The organism is Paraglaciecola hydrolytica (genome assembly GCF_001565895.1).
Lineage (GTDB): Bacteria > Pseudomonadota > Gammaproteobacteria > Enterobacterales > Alteromonadaceae > Paraglaciecola > Paraglaciecola hydrolytica.
This window is the reverse complement of sequence record NZ_LSNE01000003.1, coordinates 283,391-305,427: the sequence shown is the minus strand read 5'-3', so window position 1 is coordinate 305,427 and position 22,037 is coordinate 283,391. Positions and strand designations below refer to the sequence as shown.

At 42.8% G+C, this 22,037-nt stretch carries 19 protein-coding genes; 11 read left to right on the top strand and 8 right to left on the bottom strand.

Annotated elements, in window-relative coordinates; all coding sequences use genetic code 11:
• Positions 1 to 113: 113 nt before the first annotated feature.
• Complete coding sequence (locus AX660_RS03845) at positions 114 to 3,269, bottom strand: efflux RND transporter permease subunit (protein ID WP_068372798.1); 3,156 nt, start codon at positions 3,267 to 3,269, stop codon at positions 114 to 116.
• Positions 3,270 to 3,277: 8 nt separating this feature from the next.
• Complete coding sequence (locus tag AX660_RS03840) at positions 3,278 to 4,438, bottom strand: efflux RND transporter periplasmic adaptor subunit (protein ID WP_068372797.1); 1,161 nt, start codon at positions 4,436 to 4,438, stop codon at positions 3,278 to 3,280.
• A 263-nt stretch (positions 4,439 to 4,701) separates the two neighbouring features.
• Here AX660_RS03840 and AX660_RS03835 point away from each other — a divergent pair, with 263 nt between their 5' ends.
• Entirely contained in the window at positions 4,702 to 5,571 is an 870-nt protein-coding gene (locus tag AX660_RS03835; RefSeq protein WP_068375116.1) for an ATP-grasp domain-containing protein, read from the top strand.
• Between the two features lie 163 nt (positions 5,572 to 5,734).
• Entirely contained in the window at positions 5,735 to 6,937 is a 1,203-nt protein-coding gene (locus AX660_RS03830; RefSeq protein ID WP_068372794.1) for a DUF3500 domain-containing protein, read from the top strand.
• A 38-nt stretch (positions 6,938 to 6,975) separates the two neighbouring features.
• Here AX660_RS03830 and AX660_RS03825 read toward each other — a convergent pair whose 3' ends face one another.
• Entirely contained in the window at positions 6,976 to 7,461 is a 486-nt protein-coding gene (locus AX660_RS03825) for an Lrp/AsnC family transcriptional regulator (protein ID WP_068375113.1), read from the bottom strand.
• A 106-nt stretch (positions 7,462 to 7,567) separates the two neighbouring features.
• Between AX660_RS03825 and AX660_RS03820 the strand changes: the two genes are divergently transcribed.
• Positions 7,568 to 8,326: a tryptophan 2,3-dioxygenase family protein gene (locus tag AX660_RS03820; RefSeq protein ID WP_068372790.1), complete on the top strand. Its 759-nt coding sequence runs from the start codon at positions 7,568 to 7,570 to the stop codon at positions 8,324 to 8,326.
• A 3-nt stretch (positions 8,327 to 8,329) separates the two neighbouring features.
• Positions 8,330 to 9,457: an aminotransferase class V-fold PLP-dependent enzyme gene (locus AX660_RS03815; RefSeq protein WP_327082843.1), complete on the top strand. Its 1,128-nt coding sequence runs from the start codon at positions 8,330 to 8,332 to the stop codon at positions 9,455 to 9,457.
• A 121-nt stretch (positions 9,458 to 9,578) separates the two neighbouring features.
• Here AX660_RS03815 and AX660_RS03810 read toward each other — a convergent pair whose 3' ends face one another.
• The gene (locus tag AX660_RS03810; protein ID WP_068372789.1) at positions 9,579 to 10,451 is read right to left on the bottom strand and encodes a PEP-CTERM sorting domain-containing protein; all 873 of its coding nucleotides are present in this window, start codon (positions 10,449 to 10,451) and stop codon (positions 9,579 to 9,581) included.
• A gap of 354 nt (positions 10,452 to 10,805) precedes the next feature.
• Between AX660_RS03810 and AX660_RS03805 the strand changes: the two genes are divergently transcribed.
• Positions 10,806 to 11,546, top strand: a complete 741-nt coding sequence (locus tag AX660_RS03805; protein ID WP_068372783.1) for a ferredoxin--NADP reductase — start codon at positions 10,806 to 10,808, stop codon at positions 11,544 to 11,546.
• A 62-nt stretch (positions 11,547 to 11,608) separates the two neighbouring features.
• The gene (locus tag AX660_RS03800) at positions 11,609 to 12,766 is read left to right on the top strand and encodes a tetratricopeptide repeat protein (RefSeq protein ID WP_068372779.1); all 1,158 of its coding nucleotides are present in this window, start codon (positions 11,609 to 11,611) and stop codon (positions 12,764 to 12,766) included.
• On the opposite strand, the gene cysG is transcribed toward AX660_RS03800, so the two are convergent.
• Positions 12,763 to 14,148, bottom strand: a complete 1,386-nt coding sequence (gene cysG / locus AX660_RS03795) for a siroheme synthase CysG (protein WP_068372776.1) — start codon at positions 14,146 to 14,148, stop codon at positions 12,763 to 12,765. The two genes, AX660_RS03800 and cysG, sit on opposite strands and share 4 nt — an antisense overlap.
• 173 nt (positions 14,149 to 14,321) lie before the next feature.
• On the opposite strand from cysG, the gene AX660_RS03790 reads away from it, so the two are divergent.
• The 4 genes from AX660_RS03790 (at position 14,322) to AX660_RS03775 (ending at position 17,961) form a co-directional block, all read left to right on the top strand.
• Positions 14,322 to 14,939, top strand: a complete 618-nt coding sequence (locus AX660_RS03790; protein ID WP_068372772.1) for an FMN-binding negative transcriptional regulator — start codon at positions 14,322 to 14,324, stop codon at positions 14,937 to 14,939.
• 49 nt (positions 14,940 to 14,988) lie between these two features.
• Positions 14,989 to 15,336, top strand: coding sequence for a RidA family protein (locus tag AX660_RS03785; RefSeq protein ID WP_068372767.1), 348 nt, complete (start codon positions 14,989 to 14,991; stop codon positions 15,334 to 15,336).
• A 530-nt stretch (positions 15,337 to 15,866) separates the two neighbouring features.
• On the top strand, positions 15,867 to 16,802 hold the full coding sequence (gene lepB / locus AX660_RS03780) for a signal peptidase I (RefSeq protein ID WP_068372766.1): 936 nt from the start codon (positions 15,867 to 15,869) through the stop codon (positions 16,800 to 16,802).
• Between the two features lie 73 nt (positions 16,803 to 16,875).
• Positions 16,876 to 17,961 carry an MFS transporter gene (locus tag AX660_RS03775; RefSeq protein ID WP_068372763.1) on the top strand — a complete coding sequence of 362 codons (1,086 nt, stop codon included), beginning with the start codon at positions 16,876 to 16,878 and terminating at the stop codon, positions 17,959 to 17,961.
• Between the two features lie 52 nt (positions 17,962 to 18,013).
• Here the strand turns inward: AX660_RS03775 and AX660_RS03770 are convergent, their stop codons facing one another.
• Positions 18,014 to 18,499, bottom strand: a complete 486-nt coding sequence (locus tag AX660_RS03770) for a winged helix-turn-helix transcriptional regulator (RefSeq protein ID WP_068372761.1) — start codon at positions 18,497 to 18,499, stop codon at positions 18,014 to 18,016.
• Between the two features lie 135 nt (positions 18,500 to 18,634).
• Between AX660_RS03770 and AX660_RS03765 the strand changes: the two genes are divergently transcribed.
• A complete protein-coding gene (locus AX660_RS03765) occupies positions 18,635 to 19,891 on the top strand; it encodes a D-amino acid dehydrogenase (protein ID WP_068375107.1) in 1,257 nt (418 codons plus the stop codon).
• A gap of 118 nt (positions 19,892 to 20,009) precedes the next feature.
• Here the strand turns inward: AX660_RS03765 and AX660_RS03760 are convergent, their stop codons facing one another.
• A complete protein-coding gene (locus AX660_RS03760) occupies positions 20,010 to 20,918 on the bottom strand; it encodes a carbon-nitrogen hydrolase (protein WP_068372757.1) in 909 nt (302 codons plus the stop codon).
• Entirely contained in the window at positions 20,915 to 21,967 is a 1,053-nt protein-coding gene (locus AX660_RS03755) for an agmatine deiminase family protein (RefSeq protein ID WP_201027402.1), read from the bottom strand. The genes AX660_RS03760 and AX660_RS03755 overlap by 4 nt, the downstream gene beginning before the upstream one ends.
• Positions 21,968 to 22,037: the final 70 nt, after the last annotated feature.

Here is a 22,037-nt window from a genome sequence, read left to right as displayed (position 1 = left end):
GAAGTTGCACAAAAAAATCCGATGACCTTACGATCATCGGATTTTGATCCTCTTATGCCAAATGTCAATTTCTTAACTGATCGGCATTAGCCCTTAGGCGCTTTTTTCGTAGTTTATGCTTCAGATGGCGTATTGTCCGTCACTATTTTTTTACGTGGTTTTAGTTTGCCAAATAAACCACCTATCTTACTAAAACCTGCTTTCATATCCTCTAACACCATATACAAACAAGGTACTAATACCAAGGTAACAACCGTGGCGTAAAGCACGGCAAAACCTAAGGCGTTTGCCATGGGCGCCACAAATTTGGCTTGCATGCTGGGTTCGAACATAATCGGCACCACCCCAAAAAAGGTGGTGATAGAGGTTAACGTAATTGCCCGAAAACGTGCACAGCCCGCCTCAGACACCGCGTCACGAACACTATAACCTTGCGCTCGGCGTTGATTAACAAAGTCAGTCATAACCAAGCTGTCGTTGATGACGACACCTGCAGCAGCGATAAGTCCAAATACCGACATCATACTCATGTCCATGCCAAAAACAAAATGTCCCCAAATGGCACCGGTTAAACTAAAAGGAATAACCGACATAATGATCAACGGCTGGCTATAACTTTTTAAAGGTACGGCGAGTAAAATGAAAACCATGATCATGCCAGCGATAAAAAACATCAGTTGTTCATTTTGCTGGGATTGTTGCTCTTCTACCGAGCCACCTAATTCGGTTTTAACCGAAGGGAAGGACTCTTTCATTTGCGGCAGCAATTTATCTTCGATAATTTTAACCACTTCGTTAGGTTCTACGACTTCTTCGTCGATGGCGCCCCAAACATAGACACTGCGATAACCACTTTCACGGCGAATATAGCTGATACCGGGTTTCTCACTCAAGGTAACAACGTCACCAAGCAATACTTCTTTACCATCAGGCGTGCTGATAACGGTGTATTTTAAGGCGGCAAAACGTTCGCGGGTGAGTTTAGGGTAACGCACCATCACTCTGACTTCTTCACCATCGCGGATCACGCGCTGGCTTTGATCACCGTAAAAGCTGGCACCTACCTGAGAAGCGATACTAGAAAGATTCAGCCCTAAATCATAAGCAACGGGCAGTAATTCCATCTGAATTTCTTTACTGGCCGGATCAATGGTTGAACTAACGTCGTACAAACCTTTTTCTTGTTGCAGCAAGGTAATGAACTCAAGACCCGCAGCGTTTAGAGTTTCAACATCGGGGCCATAGAGTAAATAACCAAACTCACCGTCATTACCGCCGCCATTGATGTCATCCTGAATGGTTAGAGATTTCATACCTGGAATAACCGGCATCACCTCGCGCCAGCGTCTGGCTAATTCAAAGGTATCAAAAGGACGATCATCTTCGGCTACCAAAGGCATAACCATACGGGCTTCAGTGCGTCCTTGGTTAAAGGCCAGTAAGTCTCTCACCATACCCTGACCATCATATTCTTGTTTGATTTTTTCTTCGGTATCCAAAACGATTTTTTCGATGGTTTTTAAGGCGTCAATGGTCATTTCATCAGATACGGTTTCATTCATTTCTATTCTGATCGAAGGAAAGTCATGAGGCACTTTAGGCGTGGGTATAAAACGCACATAGTTGGCGTTGAACATGGCCATACTGAACATTAACAAGGCGATAAAAACCGTAAAGGTGACATAACGCCATTCGATACAACGATTGACAAAGTTGCGGTATGGTCCATTCACAAAACTAAAAAATGAGGTATTAAAACGCTCACGCCAACTGCCGGGTTTGATTGGTGTAAAGTTAATCTTGGCAATGTGGGCAGGTAGTATCCACTTGGATTCGATTAAGCTAAATATCAAACACAATATAACTACGGTAGCGATGTTATAGAAAAATGCGCCTTCAGGACCTGTGGAAAAAACCGAAGGAGCAAATACCGCAATAGTGGTTAATACCCCAAAGGTGGCGGGTGTTGCTACTTTTTTTGCACCCCGTACGACGTTGTCTACACCGCCGCCTTTTTCTTCCACTTCAGAATAAGCACTTTCCCCTATAACGATAGCATCGTCGACCACGATACCGAGCACCATAATAAAGGCAAACAGTGACAGGATATTAATACTAACACCCAGCACTGGCATCATCATCACTGCGCCAAGGAAACACACGGGCAAACCCATCATGACCCAAAACGCTAAACGAAAACGCAAGAAAATAGACAATAAAATGGCCACCAGAATAGCGCCCTGGATAAGGTTTTTAATCATCATATCCAAACGGCCATTGAGGTAATAAGTCATATCCACTAAGACTTTTAACTGTAGGCCTGAGGGTAAGGATTTATTTTTTTGCTCGATGTAGTTATGGACTGATTGGGCAACGGGGATAATGTTTTGGGTTTTGGTGGCTTTAACATCCATAAAAATAGCGTTCTGACCACTGTATTTAAAGTAACGCTCACCTTCGGTAAAACCATCTTGAATCGTCGCGATGTCTTGTAATAAGACTCTTGCGCCGTTGGCGCCTATTTTTACCGGGATTTGGCCAAATTCTTCACCGTCGTAATATTGGTTTTCAACCCTGACAGAAATGATCCCTGCGTCGGTACGAATTTGCCCAGCTGAAAAATTAGCTGAATGACGGCGAATTGCCGCACTGACATCGTTAAGAGTTAGGTTATATTTACGCAATACATCGGGCTGGATTTCAATGGCAATTTCATCTTCAGGCGCTTCAAGGCCTACTAATGAGATATTGTCGAGTTCGAGTAATTCTTTTTCTATTTGTTTGGCGATGGGTTTAAGTTCGGTCAGTGGTAAATCACCCACCAAAGACATTTCGATAACATCTTGCTTAAATTCAACTTGAGATACTTGCACTGGTTCCATGTCGGCTGGAAAAGTAGCAATGCTGTCTACCCTTGCTTTGACTTTGTCTAATACGTCAGTGAGTTTTTCATCGGGATAAATTTCTAAACTCACGCTACCGGCGTTACGGTAAGAGCGTGCGACTAATTTTTTTATCTCAGTGATATCTTTAAGAGATTCTTCAATTTTAATTAAGATACTTTCTTCGATTTCTTGTGGGGAAGCACCACGATAGGTCGCTGAAATATTAATGTAGTTAATTTCAATATTAGGAAACATCTGCCTTTGAATAGTGAAATAACTCACTAAACCCATCACGATAATGAATCCCATCATTAAATTTGCCGCAACAGAGTTGCTGGCGAAATAGGCGATTAAACCTTTTTCTTTGGTGGTGTTAGCGTCCATTGTGTCTCCTATGAAGCGTTTTTAGCAGTCATATCACTGCCAGAGGCTTGAACCGTTTTTACTTCCATACCCTTTTGTGGGTATTCAGGTAGGGTGACCACAATTTTTTCGTCATTAGCTAAACCTTCGCCAATTAAAAAATACTCTCCCTCTTCACGAATAATATCCACCTTACGTGGCTCTAGTTTATTATCTTTATCGACTATCCATACGGTACGATTAGAGACTAACTCTTGAGGTAAGCGGTAAATTTGTTGCAGGGTCCTGCCTTTAAACGCTACTTCAACATAGGTACCGTATTTAAGGGCGGGTAGGCCATTGTTAATACCATAGGGATCATCTACCCGAATAACGAGCTGGCTCATACGCGTGGCTTTATCAACTATGCCTAAATCTCGTGCGATTAAACCTTCACGACTTACCGCATCAAAACCCTTAGTGCTGATCGTGGCGACGGTACCGGCTAAACCGCTGGGCAAAAACGCATTATCAAAACCTGCAACAGGAATGATAATCTCGGCTTTTTCAACATTGTTTAATTGAGCGATTTGTGTGCCTTGGTTAACGTATTGACCCACACCGACATTACGGTTGATCACCAGTGCATCATAAGGGGCTTTGACTTCGCAGTTATCAAGATCACGTTGGGCAATTTTTATTTTTGCTTGAGCAGATTTAAGCGCGGCTTCAGCACTGAGCAATTGTGGTTTGCGTAAATACAAATCGGTTATTTTGGCTTGGGGTAAATTTTTAGCTTCTTGCTTGGCTACTTGTGCGCGAGCTTGCTCTTCTATCAACAGGGATTGTGCCGAGCTTAAGCTCGCCTCAGCCTGTAACAATGCAGCTTCATAGGTATCTTTTTCGATGGCAAACAGCGTTTCGCCTCTGAGCACTAAACCACCGGGCACAAAATTTTCATTCCAAGCGATGACTTCACCTGATACTTGAGCCGACAACATGGTGCTTTCTAGCGGATTAACTTCACCAAAACTACTAATGAGTACTTGGTAATCTTGCGACAATGCCGCTTCAACTTTGACTGTTGGGCGGGTATCAACCGGCTTTTTTTCTTGTTCTTTTTCGGCTGATGCATTGATGGCTTGCATGCCACCAAAACCTACAATTAATACGATGAAAGGAAGTGCAATTTTTTTCCAATTTGTTTTCATTTTTATTTGCGTCCATTTTATCCTGGTTCGATTAGCTGCATGATAACGTAGCTGAGACCAAGTTAATATTTGCAATTGTTAAATTATGTAAGCAAAACAGGCTAAATGGAGGTTTTGTAACAATTAAGCCTATTTGAGCGAAAAAAGGCTAATAAACAGTCAAATAGACAGTTGAAAAATAAACGTTTTTATCTGTTAAAGTGCTTAACATAACAACAAGGATTGCAAGCAAGGTGCTTGATAAATATGAGAAATTTAAGGCTATGAAAAAGTGCGCATTTTTATCCATGGATTCGTTAGAAAACTTTTTTGCATATGATGATATGGCCTTTGAGCCGCTGCAAAAATTGGGCTGGCAGGCAGAGCATGTTTCGTGGCGTAAACCGGATGTGGATTGGTCAAACTATGACGTAGTGGTGATCCGCAGTACTTGGGATTATCAAAGCGACGCATCTGCATTTTTAGCCTGTTTAGAGACGATAGAAGCCTCTAGTGCGCGCCTCGAAAACCCGCTTAAGCTGGTTAAATGGAATATCAGCAAAGACTATTTACGAGATATGCAGCAACAAGGCATTAATATCGTACCGACCTTATGGTTTGACTCTTTTGAGCTACAACAGATTCAGCAAGGTTTTATACAGTTTGCTTGCCAGCAATTGGTGATCAAACCTTTGATCAGTGCGAATGCCGATCATACCTATCGTTTGACGTCACAAAACCTGCGCGATATGCACCAGCAACTCACAACAGAATTTGCCAAGCGGCCCTTTATGTTGCAGCCCTTTTTACCCGCTATAGTGGAAGAGGGCGAGTATTCCTTATTTTATTTTGCTGGGCATTACAGTCATGCCATTTTAAAACGCCCAAAAAGTGGGGATTTTCGAGTTCAGGAAGAGCATGGTGGTTTGTTGCAAAGCATAGAGCCTTGTGAAGAAATGTTGACTTGCTCTCGTCATGCGCTGGCCTCTTTACCAGAGGATGCCTTGTATGCACGTATAGATTTAGTGCGCCATCAGGGAGAGTTTGCTTTGATGGAGATAGAACTGATTGAGCCTTCGTTGTATTTCAACATGGATCCTTTGGCGGCTCAGCGTTTTGCCGATGCTTTTGTGGAATGTTTTGGTCGAGGATAAGAAGTAGTTCAGTTTAAATTAGTAGAGATACACTAGTCATAATCAGCAACATATAGAGTCTTTTAACTAACTCAGCGCCATTGCAGTATTTAATGTGTTTGTCGATTTTGTTAATGGCTACAACTAACCTATGCTCGAACAGTAAAATAACGGAGAGGCGGTGATGAAAGTTCAAAATTGCTTGTGGGTGATAATGGTTGCCATGCTGTCAACCAGTGGATTGTGCATAGCCCAGCAAGATAAGTATTCAAATGACTTTTTAGCCGTTAAAAAACACTTCTCTGATATAGAAGTTGCGGCGCTCGCTGAGCGTTTTGAAGGTCTTAGTACCTCGCAAGGCAAGCAACAAGAACTTTTTCCTATTCGCAATACCGGGGTCAGCACAGCCCCTATTGTAGAAGCTGCCAAAGCTTACCTCAGCCTACTTTCAACACCTGAATTGATCCGCACACAATTTGCGGTGGACGATCCAGAATGGCGGCGTTGGTTCAATGTAGACAATGGTATTTATGTACGTCAGGGACTCAGCCTCAAAGAGATGAACCACGAGCAGCGAAAAGCAGCTTGGGGCTTACTCGAGTCGTCGTTAAGCGCCAAAGGACTGGATTTAAGTAAGAATATTATGAAAACAGATCGCACCCTATCGGAATTGAATGGTCATGGTTTCCTCGATGAAGATCTCTATTTTCTGACCATTATGGGTACACCCGATGACAAAGAACCTTGGGGATGGCAAATGGATGGACACCATCTTGTGATCAATTATTTTGTGATGGGCGATCAAGTTGTAATGACACCCACTTTTCTGGGCGCCGAACCAGCAGTGACCACAAGTGGAAAATATGCAGGTAATAAAGTGTTACAAGCAGAGCAGGATAGGGGACTTGCCTTGATGCAATCGCTTACTACTGATCAACAGCAAGCCGCCACACTGTCCTCTCGGAAAACCCATGACAATATGCAAGCAGCCGCCCATCAAGACAATTTGGTAATCGATTATAGCGGTATTAAGGCCTCTGTGCTTGACGAGGAACAACAACACAAATTACTCGACCTGATAGGTTCTTATGTAGCGAATATGAAAGAATCCCATGCCAAAGTCCGCATGGATGAGGTACGTACTCACTTAGAAAATACGTGGTTTGCCTGGGTAGGGGACGTTAACGATGACAGTGTGTTTTACTACCGCATACATAGTCCGGTGATATTGATTGAGTTTGACCATCAAGTCCCTGTTGGTACAGAAATGTTGCATGAGAATGGAGTACCGACTCGCGATCATATTCATGTGGTCATCCGTACCCCTAATGGTAACGATTATGGAAAAGACTTACTTCAACAACATCTCGCCACTCATAAACATTAACTTTTGCATTGAGGTGACTAAGCTAAGCCGAATTCACCTTAGAGCATTTGTGTGTAGGGGCCGTCTTGTTTAACCATACGAGTCGAAATGGATGTATTAAAGCGTTCAACTCCGGGCAATTGACTGAGATTTTCACGTAGTAGTTGATCAAACTCTTGAATATCGCGGGCTAGAATTTCCAGTACATAATCATATTCGCCAGTAACAGCATGGCAGGAGCGCGCATTGGGGTGGGCAACAATGGCTTGCTCAAATTCTTTATAATGACTGAAATTAACCACCACATGCACCAAAGCGCGAATGGTTAAGCCAAGTTTGCCGGGGTTAATGCGCGCACTGTAAGCTTCAATAACACCGCTGTTTTGTAGGTCCTGCACCTTGTTCCAACACGGGGTTTTGCTGATACCAAGCCGCTCTCCCAAAACGGCAAAAGACAGGCGACCGTCTGCTTCCAAATTTTTTAAGATCGCTAGTTCGACCAAAGAGTGGAGTAATTTTGTGGTTTTGTTTTTAATATTAGCCATAAATAGGGTTATCGTTCTCAAAATATCTATTATTTGAGTATAAATGGAACAATGTTCGAGAGGAAGCGGACTATTATGGTTTTTATTTTCTCGGTGAATAGCTGCCATGTTTCGAACTAAATACTCTGCCTTAATAGAATCACCCGCCATGTTAGATTATGGCGTGTACTTAAACTGTGAACGTTTACTGTCCTGTCAAAAACCGCTCGACAAACTATGTAACGGCGACGAATTACAATTTCAAATTGTGCATCAGGTAGAAGAGTTATGGATGAAGTTGATGATCTATAGCTTGATTGATGTGCTCGAACTGATGGAAAAACAACACACTCTGAAGGTGCTGAATTTGATGCAGCGGGTCAATTTTATTCAGCGCATGATGACCCAGCAACTCGACTTGCTCGAAACCATGTCGCCAAAAGAGTATCAAGAAATACGTTTGCAGTTGGGTAACGGCAGTGGTCAGGAGTCACCGGGTTTTCGGACTTTATTAAAAATTCCTGCTGATTTGTGGGAGGTGTTTAATGAACAGTACTTAGTTAAACGTGGCAAAACGGTTGAACAAATTTATGACAGTGAATTTGCCCACGATGATAGCTACGCCATTGCAGAAGCTTTGGTGGAATTTGATGAGCAATTGCAAAAATTCCGCAGTAATCACATTTTCTTGATCCAACGTTCTATTGGTATGGCGTCAAAATCCTTAAAAGGCCGGCCGGTTGAGTTGTTACAAACGGGGGCTAAACATCGATTTTTCCCTGAATTGTGGGATATTCGCAGCCGCATGACAGACACTTGGGGTGGATCTTATGGCACAGTGCGCGAATCTATTAGCCAATGCCCTTTTCACAGTGCCGAGTCCTAAACCGTGAAATTGCACACAACTGAATCCTTGTTTAATGTGCCACAGGGCATGTATTTGTTAAGCCATTCGGTTGGCTGTTTGCCAAAAAACGCAGAACAAACTCTGACTCAACGTTATTTGAATCCATGGCAACAACAAGGCGGTGACGCTTGGCCAAAGTGGTTGGGTATTATTGATGATTTTTGCGCTGAACTGGGCAAGATCATCGGCGCAGATGGCAAGGATATTTGTCCTCAATCAAATGTATCCAGTGGCTTAACTAAGTACTTGCAGGCCTTGCCACTTAATCCATCCAAAAACGTCATATTGATGCATGCCAGCGCCTTTCCGTCCATGGGCTTTGTGGCGCAAGCTTTAACACAAGCGGGTTATGAGTTTGAACTCATTGTTGAGCAACATAGCCCACGCGACTTACAGCAATGGCGAAGCCAGATCAGCGATAGAACCGCAGCGGTATTGATCACCCATGTGCACAGCAATACTGGGGTATTATCGCCGGTGGCTGAGATCTCTGCCTTGGCTCATGCCAAACAAGCCAAAGTTATAGTGGATGTGGCGCAATCTATTGGTGTAGTGCCTGTCGATGTAGTTGCTTGGCAAGCGGATTGTGTATTGGGCTCTTGTGTTAAATGGTTATGTGGTGGCCCCGGCGCTGGTTTTATGTGGTTAGAGCCCTCGCAAATAGAGGCACTTAAACCACTGGATGTAGGCTGGTTTTCCCACGCTAATCCCTTTGAATTTGATATTGAACATTTTGTGTATGCTTACAATGCCAAACGTTTTTGGGGTGGTACCCCGAGTATTGCGCCTTTTGCCACGGCATTGGGCAGCTTGCAGCAAATTAATCAAATTGGTGTAGCACAGATTGCCAAACATAATCGCCAGTTGCGGCAAAAAGTGTATCAGGCTGCTGAACCATTATTACTGAGTCAGCATGACTTAGAGCAACAAGGTGGTACTTTGTGTTTGGACTTTAAGCCTGCGGCGATGCAGGCGTTTGTTGAAGATCTCACATCTTTTGGTGCTTACTATGATCGACGCAGCTCGATCTTGCGCTTGTCATTGCATATCTATAATACCGCGCAGCAAGCCACGCAATTAGTTGACTGTCTTAGAAAACTCCGACTTTAAAGCGCTATTGCAAAGCGTGTTTGTTTAGTTGTGCCTAATGAATTGATTTGCCAAAAATAAAAAAGGGCAAGGTTACTACCTTGCCCTAACAACACTTGGGAGTGTGATTCAATAAATCGAGTTACTTTTTGCGGCGTATACCCATTGCTACTAAAGCAAATGCAAACAGGGCTAGGGCGCTAGGTTCGGGTACCGAATTAGATGGGTTTTGTGGATTGTTATTGTTGGGTGTATTGGTTTGGGTATAAACATCACCACTAATACCAATACCGGTTAATTCAATCCAACTTGAACCAGGCCCCATGGCCATTATCGTACTGGCTATTTCGATGACACTGACATGACTAATGTCAAATAAGCTATTGTTGGATTCAAAGTCGCTGAAGTTGAAATTGAGTAAATTGAAACCACCCAAACTATTACCCACTATGGTGTTGCTAACAGTGCTGACGTGGCCATTGTTATCAACGAGAGATATATCCCATGTGGTATTGCCAGTGGGATCAGCATCCCCGTCGGCATTGTCGTTGTATATGTTTTGGCGGAAATAGCCTATTTGTAAGGTATCGCCAGCCAGTGCGGCATTTAAGTCTAACCCTAAACCTCCATTTCTCGTGGCCGCACCGTCTAAGCCATCGTATTGTATTTGGTAAGAGAACTCGCCAGTCCAATCTAAGCGAATCGTCATCATGGGCATGTTGTAAGGACCAAACCAACCATTATTAACGGTACTTTGTGCATATTGCCCTAATAGTTCAGTCATATTGACACTCACATCCCTTTCACCACCCAAAATATTACCTGTAGTTGAACTAGCATATTTATTGGGATCAGCTTGATTAGCCGTCAAGATGGGCATCATGGGGTGAGTATTAAGGTAAGATGGATGAAAACTGAAATCATCGATAATTAGACCGGCTTGCGCGGGTAAGCTAGCGAATAAGGCCAAGGTTAAAATCGTGTTACGTTGAGCAAAAGTGACGAATTTTTTCATATACAACTCCAGTTACTGCATTGTCATGGACTATTTAAATTACGTTATCTCGCTACATGCATTAGCGAAGGCGCATGAGGCAATTTGCACAAACAATGTTGTTTTATCTTTAGCCTTTGCAAAAACAGATTAGGCAACTACGAGTGCGCTGACAAATGCATATTTTGACACTGTCAGGTTAGTTAAAGTTATCTGAAATAGGGAGAGGCTAAATTAAATTCACCCGATACGAGTATTTAGATTCGTTTAATTGTCATCTAAATGACTTACTTAAGTATTTGGTACAACTGGAAAAACCCGTGCTATGGTTGGCTCAATCTGTTAATTTTTAGAAAATCGAAACAGGAGGCATAGATGGCGCAGTGGCTGGATGCAAAAGTGGTGAGTAGAACGGATTGGAATGATCACCTGTTTTCGTTACGTTTTACTTGCCCTGAGTTTCCGCAGTGTAAAGCGGGGCAATTCACTAAAATTGGCCTAGAGCTAGAGGGCAAAATATTGTCGCGCCCTTATTCCTTGGTTAATGCCCCTGATGATGATTGTTTAGAAATTATTGCCGTACCAGTGGCAGAGGGCTTGCTGTCGCCTAAGCTGCATGACTTACAAGTGGGCGATAGTCTGAAAGTGATGGCGCCCCCTACTGGTTTTTTGATCCTCGATGAAGTACCTGTTAGTAAAGACTTGTGGTTAATCGCTACCGGTACAGGCGTCGGCCCTTTTATTTCTATCTTGTCTACCCCTCAAGCGTGGCAAAATTATCAAAATATCGTATTGGTTTATGGTGCACGTTGGCAGCACGATTTAGCTTATTTGCCCCTGATTAGCCAGTGGCAAGAAGAATATGCGGGGCGTTTTCGTTTTGTGCCTATTGTGAGTCGTGAAGCCGCCAATGGTTGTCTGTTGGGACGTATTCCAACCTTACTGCCTGAAATTCAACAACAAGTCGGGTTAATTCTCAATTCCACCGACAGCCAAGTGATGTTATGTGGCAATCCCCAAATGATTGAACACAGTGTCGAGGTACTAAGTGGCTTGGGCCTCAGTAAACATTTACGCCGTTTACCCGGGCAGATTTCCATGGAACGTTATTGGTAAAAAATAGCATCGTACAAATAGGTCGGATAGAGTCAGATAAAAAGATAAATTGAGGATGTTTGATGTTTAAATTATTGCTGGGCTTAAGTTTAGGTTTTTTATTACTCGGCTGTGCTACTCAGGCAGTAGTCACGCAGGTTAAACCGCCCTTACCTAGCTTAAAAACTTCCTTATTTACTCCTCTGCCAGTACCCGCTTTAAATGATATTTTTGCAGTGAGCGAAGCGCAAAAAGAGGCTTTTCTGAGCTACTACAACTCACCTAAAAATCAGCTAATTCCGCCGAATGTACGTTTGTTTGAATATTTAGAAGACTATGTTGATGGTTTTAATTTTCATGGTGTGACATTGACCGCATCTGAGGCATTGGAGCAAAAAACCGGTAACTGCCTCACCTTAGCCATTGTAACCAAAGCTCTAGCTGATTTAGTCGGCTTAGAAACAGCCTTTCAAAGGGTTAATAGTGCGCCAGTCTATGCTCGTTACGCCGATGTAATGACCTTGTCATCACACGTTAGAACCTACGTGTATGAGCCAAATGTAATAGAAAATCCCGAGCTGATTGTGGTTAGAAGAGCCAGTGTTATTATTGATTATTTCCCCACTTCGTCGGATGTATCCGGCTACATGGTGGCGCAACAAGACTTTATCGCCATGTACTATCAAAACTTGGCGGCAGAGGCCTTAATCACTAAACAATATGACTATGCTTATTCATTACTAAAACAAGGGATTGTGCTTAATCATAGCAATCCAGACACTTTAAATACCCTAGCCGTATTGTTTACTAAATTGGCCGAACACACTCAGGCTGAAACACTTTATCGTTATATGCTGGATAACGACTATGCCACGGCCAATGTTATTGCTAACTATTCCTCGTTGTTACAAACACAAGGGCGTATTAAAGAAGCTAAAATTTATGCTCAACGCATAGATAAGATAGAAGACGATAACCCCTATCGCTGGATAGATATGGCTGATAAAGCCTTCAATACGGGGGATTATGCGCTGGCAGAAAGATACTATAAAAAGGCTAATCAACTTGCGCCATACGTGCATGAAAGTCAATTTGGCCTAGCAAAAGCGTATTATCAATTAGGTAAGTTTAACTCTGCTAAAGCCGCACTCAATCACGCAATCGAGATATCCTACCGGGCGGACAACAAACAATTATACCAAGCTAAATTGCAAACTTTGTTAGGCGAAACCAGCCATTAACTTTGTTTAAACCACTGTAGTTTGCTTTGCAAACTCACCACTGAGCCCACAATAATCAATGAAGGCGGTTGAATGCCTGCTTCGGCCACTTTTGCCACCATATTAGACAGTTCGCCTACCACAATTTTTTGTTTTGCAGTCGTTGCTGATTGGATCATGGCAATAGGGGTTGACGCGGGTAAGCCATATTCGACCAACTTTTCACAGATGGTAGCTAAACCAGTTAAACCCATATAAAACACTATGGTTTGGTCAGCTTGGGCTAAACCTTTCCAGTTCAAGTTAATGGTATTATCTTGTAAATGGCCGGTAGCAAAAACCACGGATTTAGCATGATCGCGATGGGTAAGTGGTATACCACAATAACTCGCCGCGCCATTGGCCGCGGTAATGCCCGGCACAACTTGAAAATTTATGCCTTGTGCAACTAAGGTTTCGATTTCTTCGCCGCCGCGGCCAAAAATAAAGGGATCACCCCCTTTAAGCCTTACCACCCTTTTGCCTGCTAACGCCTCTCTGGCGAGCAATTCGTTGATGTTTTCTTGTGGTACCGAATGGTTACTTTTGGCCTTACCCACATAGATTTTTTCGGCATCACGACGGACTAATTCTAATATTTCGGGTGATACCAGCCTGTCGTATACCACCACATCGGCTTTTTGCATAAGTCGCAATGCTTTAAACGTCAGTAAGTCAGGATCACCAGGGCCTGCGCCGACTAAATACACTTCACCCGCTTGGGTGTGTGAAGCGTCATGCTCGAGTTTGGCAAGGAGTTTTTGTTCGGCTAAGGCATCATTGCCTGCAATGACGTTTTCGGCAATATCACCGTCTAATACGTCTTCCCAAAAAAAGCGTCTGGCCGTGACAGTGGCTAACTTTTGTTTGGCGAGTTCACGAAATTTTTCGGAAAATTGCCCAAGTAAACTAATCTTGTGTGGCAACAGCGATTCTAGCTTTTGGCGCATATACCGCAATAATACCGGCGCCACACCACCGCTACTAATGGCAATCACTATGGGGGAGCGGTCGATAATCGAGGGAGTGATAAACTGGCAGAGGGGAATGTTATCCACCACATTGACCAAGATTTTTTGCGCCTTAGCTAAGGCATGTATATTGGCATTAAGGTGGGAGTCGTTAGTGGCGACAAAAACCAATTGTTTAGCATCAAGATCACTGTCGGTAAAAGGTCGTTCGTGTAGCACAATCTTCTGCTGCTCGACCAAACGTAGAATAGTTGAACAGGCCCAAGGAGCGACAACGGTAACTTGAGCGGAGGTCTTTAATAATAGCTCTACTTTACGCGCGGCAACTTCCCCTGCGCCTACCACTAGGCAGTTTAATTCGCTGGTATCTAAAAAAATCGGGAAATATTGCATGGCGGTTTAATCTTAGTTGTCGAGTAAGGCAGTTTGCCTTTTCTGTATCTGTGAATAAACAGTTTAAATTTAAGTTTATATGCCATTTGGTTATTAAAATTGCATAATTGTGGCTGTTTAATTTAATTAGATAACATAGCCAACTAAACAATCAGATAGGAGAGTTAACGTTAATGTATGTGCCACGAAATATGCAAATGGAAAATGCTGAGCATTATCACACCTTGATTGAGGATTTTGGCTTTGGCGTGCTGATTACCCAAGACTTACAAGTCAGCCACTTACCTGTGTATCTGGTAAAAGATGAGGGTGAAAAGGGAGTGTTATATGGGCATATGGCAAGAGCCAATCCCCATTGGAAAGCCCTCAACTCTCAACAAGTAAAGGTGATATTTAACGGCCCCCATTCTTACATATCACCTAGTTGGTATGCCGTAGGCCCAGCGGTGCCCACTTGGAATTACGCTGCAGTGCATGTAACAGGGCGGGCTACTTTGTTGAATGATGAACAAACGCTAGCGGCCGTGCATGCCTTGGTTAAACAATACGAACCAGCGTTATTAGACAACGAAGCCTTAATGCCAGCGGATTACCAACACAAATTAGCTAAAGCCATAGTAGGTTTTAAAATTGAAATTACGCAGATCGAAGGCAAGCAAAAACTGGGTCAACACAAGAGCATTGCAGATCAACAAGGTACGGTCATTGGGTTAGAACGTAGCAAACACCCTGAAGCCATCGCGCTGTTGGCTTATATGCAACAAACGGGTATTGGTTTAGGGAAAGCCTAGAGTGGTAGTGTAATATAAGCCTATCGAATTGAAGTATTTGGAGATAAAAGTGGAAATTAAACGTATTAACCCTAGCCCGCGTTGGTCTGATGCTACGGTATATAATGGTGTGGGCTATTTTGTCGAAGTAGCAGAAGATCCAAGTGCCGATATGGCTGGGCAAATGCAGCAAGTATTTGCTCAAGCGGAAGACAGTTTAGTCACAGTGAATAGTGATAAATCACGGATCATTTCAGTCACTATTTACGTTACCGATTTTGCAAACTTTGATGTGCTTAATCAAGAGTGGGAAAAGTGGTTACCCGAGGGCTGTGCACCCAGTCGCGCCTGTGTAAAAGCCGAGTTAGCTAATCCTGATTATTTGGTAGAAATAGCATTTGTGGTAGCAGCGAAGTAGGTCGCTGCTAAGCAGGCTATGGCCTGCGGCCAGCTTTTTATACGCTTTGCTTATTAAAGCATGCGCTGCGCGCACTGAAATGGCCTGCGGCCAATAAGATTATGCACTGCGTGCACAAGCATCGCTACGCGACCGCAATCCATTGCGTTTTTCTGTTGGCATCCCTGCCAACCGACCTACTTCTTTTCAACAGCTAAAAGAAGTAGGCAAGAAAAGCCGCCCCCACTAAACGTTCTGATCCTGACTTGCTTGAATTAACTAAGCCGCTTTGACTTGTTCCCGACAAGACAAAGCTAAACTGGCTATCCCTGCCAGTTTACTCAGTCAATTCTGGCGCAATTCAGGGAACGTTTATACGGGGAGTAAAACCATCTTTCTTCGATTGCGTTCTATATCGGAATTAACATGGCTGTCCTGTTAGTGCTAGAGAAAAACATCGGCTTTGCCGATAAAAATTACCGCTTCTCTTTTATTCAACAATATGAAATATTTGGAAAAATCATTTTTTAGAGAATTAAAAAGGATTTAAATTGGAATTAATATGGAAACCTAAAGCGTGGTTAAGTGCCCTATTCGGTGTTCTTTTACAACCATTTGCTTTTTTATACGTGAATAGAATTGGGCTTTTTGGGCTGTATTTAATTCTGTTAGTTTTTAGTTCAATACTTGACATGATGCTGCATGCAGATTCAAAAGGTGGATCATGGCATGAGCTATTTTATTTCTCTTGGTTGTTTTTAGTTATTTGTCCAATTCATGCGTATCTAGTTGCGAGAAAATATAATTCAAATCAAGCAAGGCGCTGGTATGCCAGTTGGTGGGGAACTTTATTGAGTTTTCTTGTGAGTGCTATTTTACTAATTATTTTGAGAACATTTTTTTATGAACCATTCACTATGTCTGCCGGCTCAATGAGTCCATCCATCAACGCTGGAGATCAAATAATAGTAAGTAAAAATGGGTATGGGAATTATCGTTATCATGGGATCCAAATAAGCAAGACCTTCCCATCTAAAGCAGTGAATAGGGGAGATGTGATTGTATTTCAATATCCATTAAGTCCTGAAACTAATTATGTAAAACGAGTAGTCGGATTGCCGGGCGATACAGTGAGTTATCGCAATAAAGTAATCTACATTAAACCTTCTTGTGCGGACAAGTCCACCGACTGCACACCTTTAGAAGTTGAGAAACAGGTACTTTCTAACCAAGACACCAATACGTCGAATACTACTTTGTACCAAGAATATTTAGACGGTGTTTCATATACGATTATGTTGAAAGATCGGAAAAATGACATGTCTGGCAATTACTTTTATCAGGCTGGAACTAAGCAGGATGAATGGATAGTTCCCCAAGGATATTACTTTGTTATGGGTGACAATAGAGACAACAGCCTAGATAGCAGATATTGGGGATTTGTACCGGTTGACTATCTCATAGGTAAGGTTATTTATACTTGGTAAATTGTCCAGTTCAAAATTGGCAGATGTTCTATTTCTTTAAAAAGAATGAACAAGTAAAAACATTGGAGGTTAGGTGGATATCGAACAATCGTCATTAGATAAAGTTGAATTAAGGCTAAATAAGCAAAACTTAATTTATGCCTCACTTGCAGCCGCGGTTTGGATATTTCCTACTTTAATTATTTGGCGGTTTGCCTATTCGTATAACCCCAATTTTGGACCGGTAATGTTGTTGGTTAGTGGCTGCATAATAGGTCTGGTGGTGCGCTTTTCAGGTAAGGGTTTAACGCGTTTGTTTTCTGCCTTCGCAGTTTTTGCCTATATATGGTTGGTATTTCTCGCACTGGGTTTAAATATTGTTGTAGGTTCTATTATTTCTGGAGCAATTCTTTTTGGTTTATTTGCCGTCGGCGCTTGGTTGGCGATTTATCTGGCTCGTATTGACGTCCCTTTTATTGAACACAAGGCGCATACTTTTTTAACATCGGTAAATAGCCATAGTAGCGATAAGAAGCTTAAAAATAGATGGATTATTTCCCTGCCTATTTTAATAGTTTCCTCTGCTGTTAGCTCAGCTATCGCCATTTTTGTGTTAACACTTTTTGACGACTATCAATATCAAGAAAAACAATATCTTGCTCAAGAACAACAAAGAGTTGTTAGTCAAAACAAAGAAATAGATGTAACACCAAGTTCATTAGACCAACGAAAATCCAATGAAATATTGCGCTATGCGTATGCCTATCACCACGGACGCTTGTTGGATAAAAATAACGCTATAACTGACGCGTTTCCACACTCTGAATACAAAGCCAAAACACTATTAAAATACCTCGCTAATGAGAGAGATAATGCGCGAGCAAAGTTTATTCTAGGGATATTGAATGACGAAAAAAATGCACGAGTATTGTTTCAGCAGGCGTTAGAGCAAGGAGATAAATATGCGCAAATAGTTTCTGCAGTTGAATATGGTTGTTATTCAGATCTTGATAGGGGCAAAGAAATGTTAACAAGACTTAAGCAAATAACTACTGAAAAATATGTTCAAAGTGAGATTGAATCAATCCTTTATGTGGGTATTAAGGCGGTTTGTAGTGAACTTGATAAGCCTAAATTCCTGCTGGAGTATGTTCGAAATTATGATGACTATTCCAATTAAAAACTAGTGGGGTAGCGAAAAGTAAACCATTGCTTCTTAACAAGGATGTCGTTTACCGAATTTCCAAAGGCAGATCCAAACTTTCCTTTACTTCTTCCATCACTATATAGCTTTTTGAATTGGTCACGCCGGGTAAGGTGAGCAGCATATCGCCAAGTAGGGCGCGGTATTCTGACATGCCTTTAATACGGGCTTTAACCAAATAATCGCATTCTCCTGATACGAGGTGGCATTCCAATATATAGGGCAACTGGCGGATGGCGGCGCTGAAAAGTTTAAAAGCGTCGGGTGATTGGTATGACAGAGAAATTTCTACAAATACCAACAAGTTAAAGCCGAGTAATTCAGGATTAAGGCGAGCGTGATAACTTTCGATATAACCCTCTTTTTCTAGGCGTTTGACCCTTTCAATACAGGGTGTTGAGCTCAAGCCCACTTTATCGGCTAGATCAACGTAGCTGATGCGTCCGTCTTTTTGCAGCATGCTTAGGATACGCATATCCAGTTTGTCTAAGGGGCGTTTTTTGCTGTCACTCATAACGTTAAATTTCACCAAATAAATTCAATATATTAGGCTTTTAAACTTTTTAATGCATTTTTTCAATGCTTTTCACTTGTCAAAAGCAAATAAACTAGCGCATTAATTTAGGTGTTTTCAACGGTGTGGGTCAATATGCAAGTCTTAATATTGGGTAGTGGCGTGTTAGGTGTAACAAGTGCTTGGTATCTCGCGAAAGAGGGGCATACGGTTACTGTGGTTGATCGTCTAGAAAATGTCGCCTTGGAAACCAGTTATGCTAATGCGGGCATGTTGTCATTTGACTATTCTACGCCGTGGGCTGCGCCAGGCGTGCCATTCAAAGCCATCAAGTGGATGATGCAGGATATATCTCCACTGTATTTTCACTTAAAAGAGTTCGATGCTAAAACCGTTAACTTTTTAACCAAGATGATGACTCAGTGCACTCAATCGGCCTTTGATATTAACAAAGAACGCATGTTACGAGTGGCGCGCTACAGTGGAGAATGTTTTAAATCTTTGCGTAAAGAATTAAACATTCATTATGACGGACGAGCCAGTGGCACCTTAGAAATTTTTCGCAGCGAAAAAGAAATGTTAGGCGCCAAAAGTGATATTGCTGTTCTGAAAAAATGTAATGTGCCGCACCAATTGGTGGATGTCGATGGTTGTATAAAACACGAACCAGCGCTCGCCAATGTACGTAGTAAAATCGTTGGTGGCCTACATTTACCCGGCGACGAAACTGGTGATTGTTTTAAATTTACCAATGCCTTAGCTGAAGAGTGCAAAAAGCTCGGTGTTACCTTTAAGATGAGTACCACCATTGATTCGTTGGAAACTCAAAACAATCAAATAAGTGGTGTGAATACCTCAGCGGGTAAACTCACTGCCGATAAATATCTAGTTTGTTTGGGCAGTTATGGCGCTGCTATTTTAGCTAAGATTGGCATCAATGTGCCTATTTACCCAATGAAAGGTTATTCGTTAACCATGCCGATCGTGGATGAAAGTAAAGCCCCCGTCTCAACCGTAATGGATCAAAAATATAAAGTTGCGGTTACTCGTTTTGATGATCGTATCCGTATTGGTGGTATCGCCGAAATTGCTAACTACAATAAAGAACTACAAGCCAAACGACGTGGTGCTATTGAGTTTAGTGTGCGTGATCTCTTCCCTGGTGCGGGTGATGTAGAAACAGCCGAATTTTGGACGGGTTTACGCCCGATGACACCAGACAGTGTGCCGATTTTAGGTGGCACTAAATATACTAATTTGTTGCTGAATACCGGTCACGGTACGTTGGGCTGGACCATGTCGTTGGGCTCGTCAAAATTTGTCGCAGATATTATCAGCGGTCGCAAACCTGATATCAATCCAGAAGGCTTGGCACTCGAGCGTTATCGATAAGCTCAGTGGCAGTTGGTCATAAAGCGCAGCGCATGCCCTGTTGCGCAGCGATAAGGTATGCAATGCACATGCATTGCCCACAAAAAAGGGCAGTTTCACTGCCCTTCACAAACCAAACTTAATCGCGCCAGCGCTTAGTGAGATCCTCGTAAGCGTCAATACGACGGTCACGGAAGTAGGGCCAAATACGCTTGATTTTTTCGGTGCGGGCGAGGTCCACATCAACAATCAAATTTTCTTCTTTATCCACACTGGCTTGAGCGAGTATTTCACCTTGTGGGCCGGCGATAAAACTTTGTCCCCAAAACTGAATACCCGCATCACCTTCAACTGGCGATGCCTCAAAACCGGTGCGATTCGCCACAATAACGGGTACAGAGTTAGCTACGGCATGGGCACGTTGAATGGTTTGCCAAGCACCGTGTTGACGCTTTTGTTCTTCTTTAGTATCTAAAGGGTCCCAACCAATAGCGGTGGGGTAAAACAACATGTCTGCGCCTTTCATGGCCATTAAACGGGCTGCTTCGGGATACCACTGATCCCAACATACTAATACGCCTAATTTACCCACACTGGTTTGGATGGGCTCAAAGCCTAAGTCTCCTGGGGTGAAATAGAATTTTTCGTAAAAGGCTGGATCGTCAGGAATGTGCATTTTACGGTATTTGCCTACCATGCCTAATTGGCGGTCAAATACCACGGCTGTATTGTGATACAAACCTGAACCACGCTTTTCAAACAAAGACGTGATCAATACGATGTTGAGTTTGGCTGCAAGCTGGGCAAAATAATCGGTTGCTGGGCCGGGGATAGGCTCGGCTAAGTCGAAAAAATCGGTGTTTTCTTGTTGGCAAAAATACAAGGTGCTGTGCAATTCTTGCAACATGACTAACTCACAGCCTTGTTTGGCAAGTGCAGTCACTTGCTCGGCGCTGCGCTGCCAACTCAGGTGTTTGTCATTATTGGCGACGGCCTGTTGAACTAGGCCTACACGTAGACTGGTTTTGGCTGCAGTGGCTTGTTTCATCGTTGGCTTACTCCTGTGTTTAATTGCTTCACTATCTCAGGTCTTAAGGTGTTTTCAGGCACTTGCATGCTGATGCAATGCAAGCTGCCAAACTGCTGAACTAAGGGCAAACAGTTGATTGGCACTATCCTAAAGTCGGGATAGGCGCTTTGCATGATGTCCATGGCTAGTTGGTCTTCTGGCTGCTGATATACGGGACATAATACATGCTGATTACTAATCAAATAGTTAGCATAAGAGGCGGGTAATCTGTCGCCTTCTGGGTTGTATATTTCCGGTAAAGGTAACTCAAAAATCTTGTGTTGTGGCAATGCTGCTTGGCATTCAGCAACTAAAGCCGCAAGACCTGCAAAGTGCTGATCGTCGGGGCGGTTAAACGCCGATTGCACCACTACACCTTTGTCTAGGGTAAAACGCACTAGGGTATCAATATGGCCGTCGGTATCGTCGCCTTCTAAGTGACCTTGCTCAAAAATACTGACATCAGAGGCACCTAAATATTGAGTGAATATTTCACGGTACTTATCTAAGGATAAATCACCATTACGTTTAGGGTTGCGTAAACAAAACTCGGTAGAGAGCAAATGGCCGTGTTCGTCGATTTCTAATGCGCCACCTTCGGCGACGAGTTCAACGCTGATTAGAGGCAATTGGCACAAGGGCGCAAGATAGTTGCGGTTAGCTTGGTTATCTTTGCGTGCATCAAATTTTTCACCCCAACCGTTAAAGGTAAATTCCAGGGGCTGCATGCCTTGGGGGCTTGAGCAGGTTAAAAAGCCATAGTCACGCACCCACGTGTCGTTATAGTCAGCGACTAACAATAAGACTTTGGCATTGTTGCGTAGTTGTGCTTTGCAGGCGGCAACTTCAGCTTCTTTAATTAGTAAAATAACCGGGGTATTCGCCGCGTTTAATGCCGTGATGATATTGAGGTAAACTTGACGTACCTCGGCCAACCAGCGGTGCCAATCGGTATCTTGGTCAGGCCAAGCAAGAATTACTGCCTCTTGTTTTACCCACTCAGGTAACAATTGCAATGGTGTAGTCATCTAATTTCAATCCAGTTAACGCAAAAAATTGCGGCTATTATAAAGACTCTTGTCGTCACAGTCTTGTGCA

Bases quoted from the DNA above. Each gene is read 5' to 3' on its own strand.
- AX660_RS03845 (WP_068372798.1), bottom strand. From the start codon at position 3,269: ATGGACGCTAACACCACCAAAGAAAAAGGTTTAATCGCCTATTTCGCC.
- AX660_RS03840 (WP_068372797.1), bottom strand. From the start codon at position 4,438: ATGAAAACAAATTGGAAAAAAATTGCACTTCCTTTCATCGTATTAATT.
- AX660_RS03835 (WP_068375116.1), top strand. From the start codon at position 4,702: ATGAAAAAGTGCGCATTTTTATCCATGGATTCGTTAGAAAACTTTTTT.
- AX660_RS03830 (WP_068372794.1), top strand. From the start codon at position 5,735: ATGAAAGTTCAAAATTGCTTGTGGGTGATAATGGTTGCCATGCTGTCA.
- AX660_RS03825 (WP_068375113.1), bottom strand. From the start codon at position 7,461: ATGGCTAATATTAAAAACAAAACCACAAAATTACTCCACTCTTTGGTC.
- AX660_RS03820 (WP_068372790.1), top strand. From the start codon at position 7,568: ATGTTTCGAACTAAATACTCTGCCTTAATAGAATCACCCGCCATGTTA.
- AX660_RS03810 (WP_068372789.1), bottom strand. From the start codon at position 10,451: ATGAAAAAATTCGTCACTTTTGCTCAACGTAACACGATTTTAACCTTG.
- AX660_RS03805 (WP_068372783.1), top strand. From the start codon at position 10,806: ATGGCGCAGTGGCTGGATGCAAAAGTGGTGAGTAGAACGGATTGGAAT.
- AX660_RS03800 (WP_068372779.1), top strand. From the start codon at position 11,609: ATGTTTAAATTATTGCTGGGCTTAAGTTTAGGTTTTTTATTACTCGGC.
- cysG (WP_068372776.1), bottom strand. From the start codon at position 14,148: ATGCAATATTTCCCGATTTTTTTAGATACCAGCGAATTAAACTGCCTA.
- AX660_RS03790 (WP_068372772.1), top strand. From the start codon at position 14,322: ATGTATGTGCCACGAAATATGCAAATGGAAAATGCTGAGCATTATCAC.
- AX660_RS03770 (WP_068372761.1), bottom strand. From the start codon at position 18,499: ATGAGTGACAGCAAAAAACGCCCCTTAGACAAACTGGATATGCGTATC.
- AX660_RS03765 (WP_068375107.1), top strand. From the start codon at position 18,635: ATGCAAGTCTTAATATTGGGTAGTGGCGTGTTAGGTGTAACAAGTGCT.
- AX660_RS03760 (WP_068372757.1), bottom strand. From the start codon at position 20,918: ATGAAACAAGCCACTGCAGCCAAAACCAGTCTACGTGTAGGCCTAGTT.
- AX660_RS03755 (WP_201027402.1), bottom strand. From the start codon at position 21,967: ATGACTACACCATTGCAATTGTTACCTGAGTGGGTAAAACAAGAGGCA.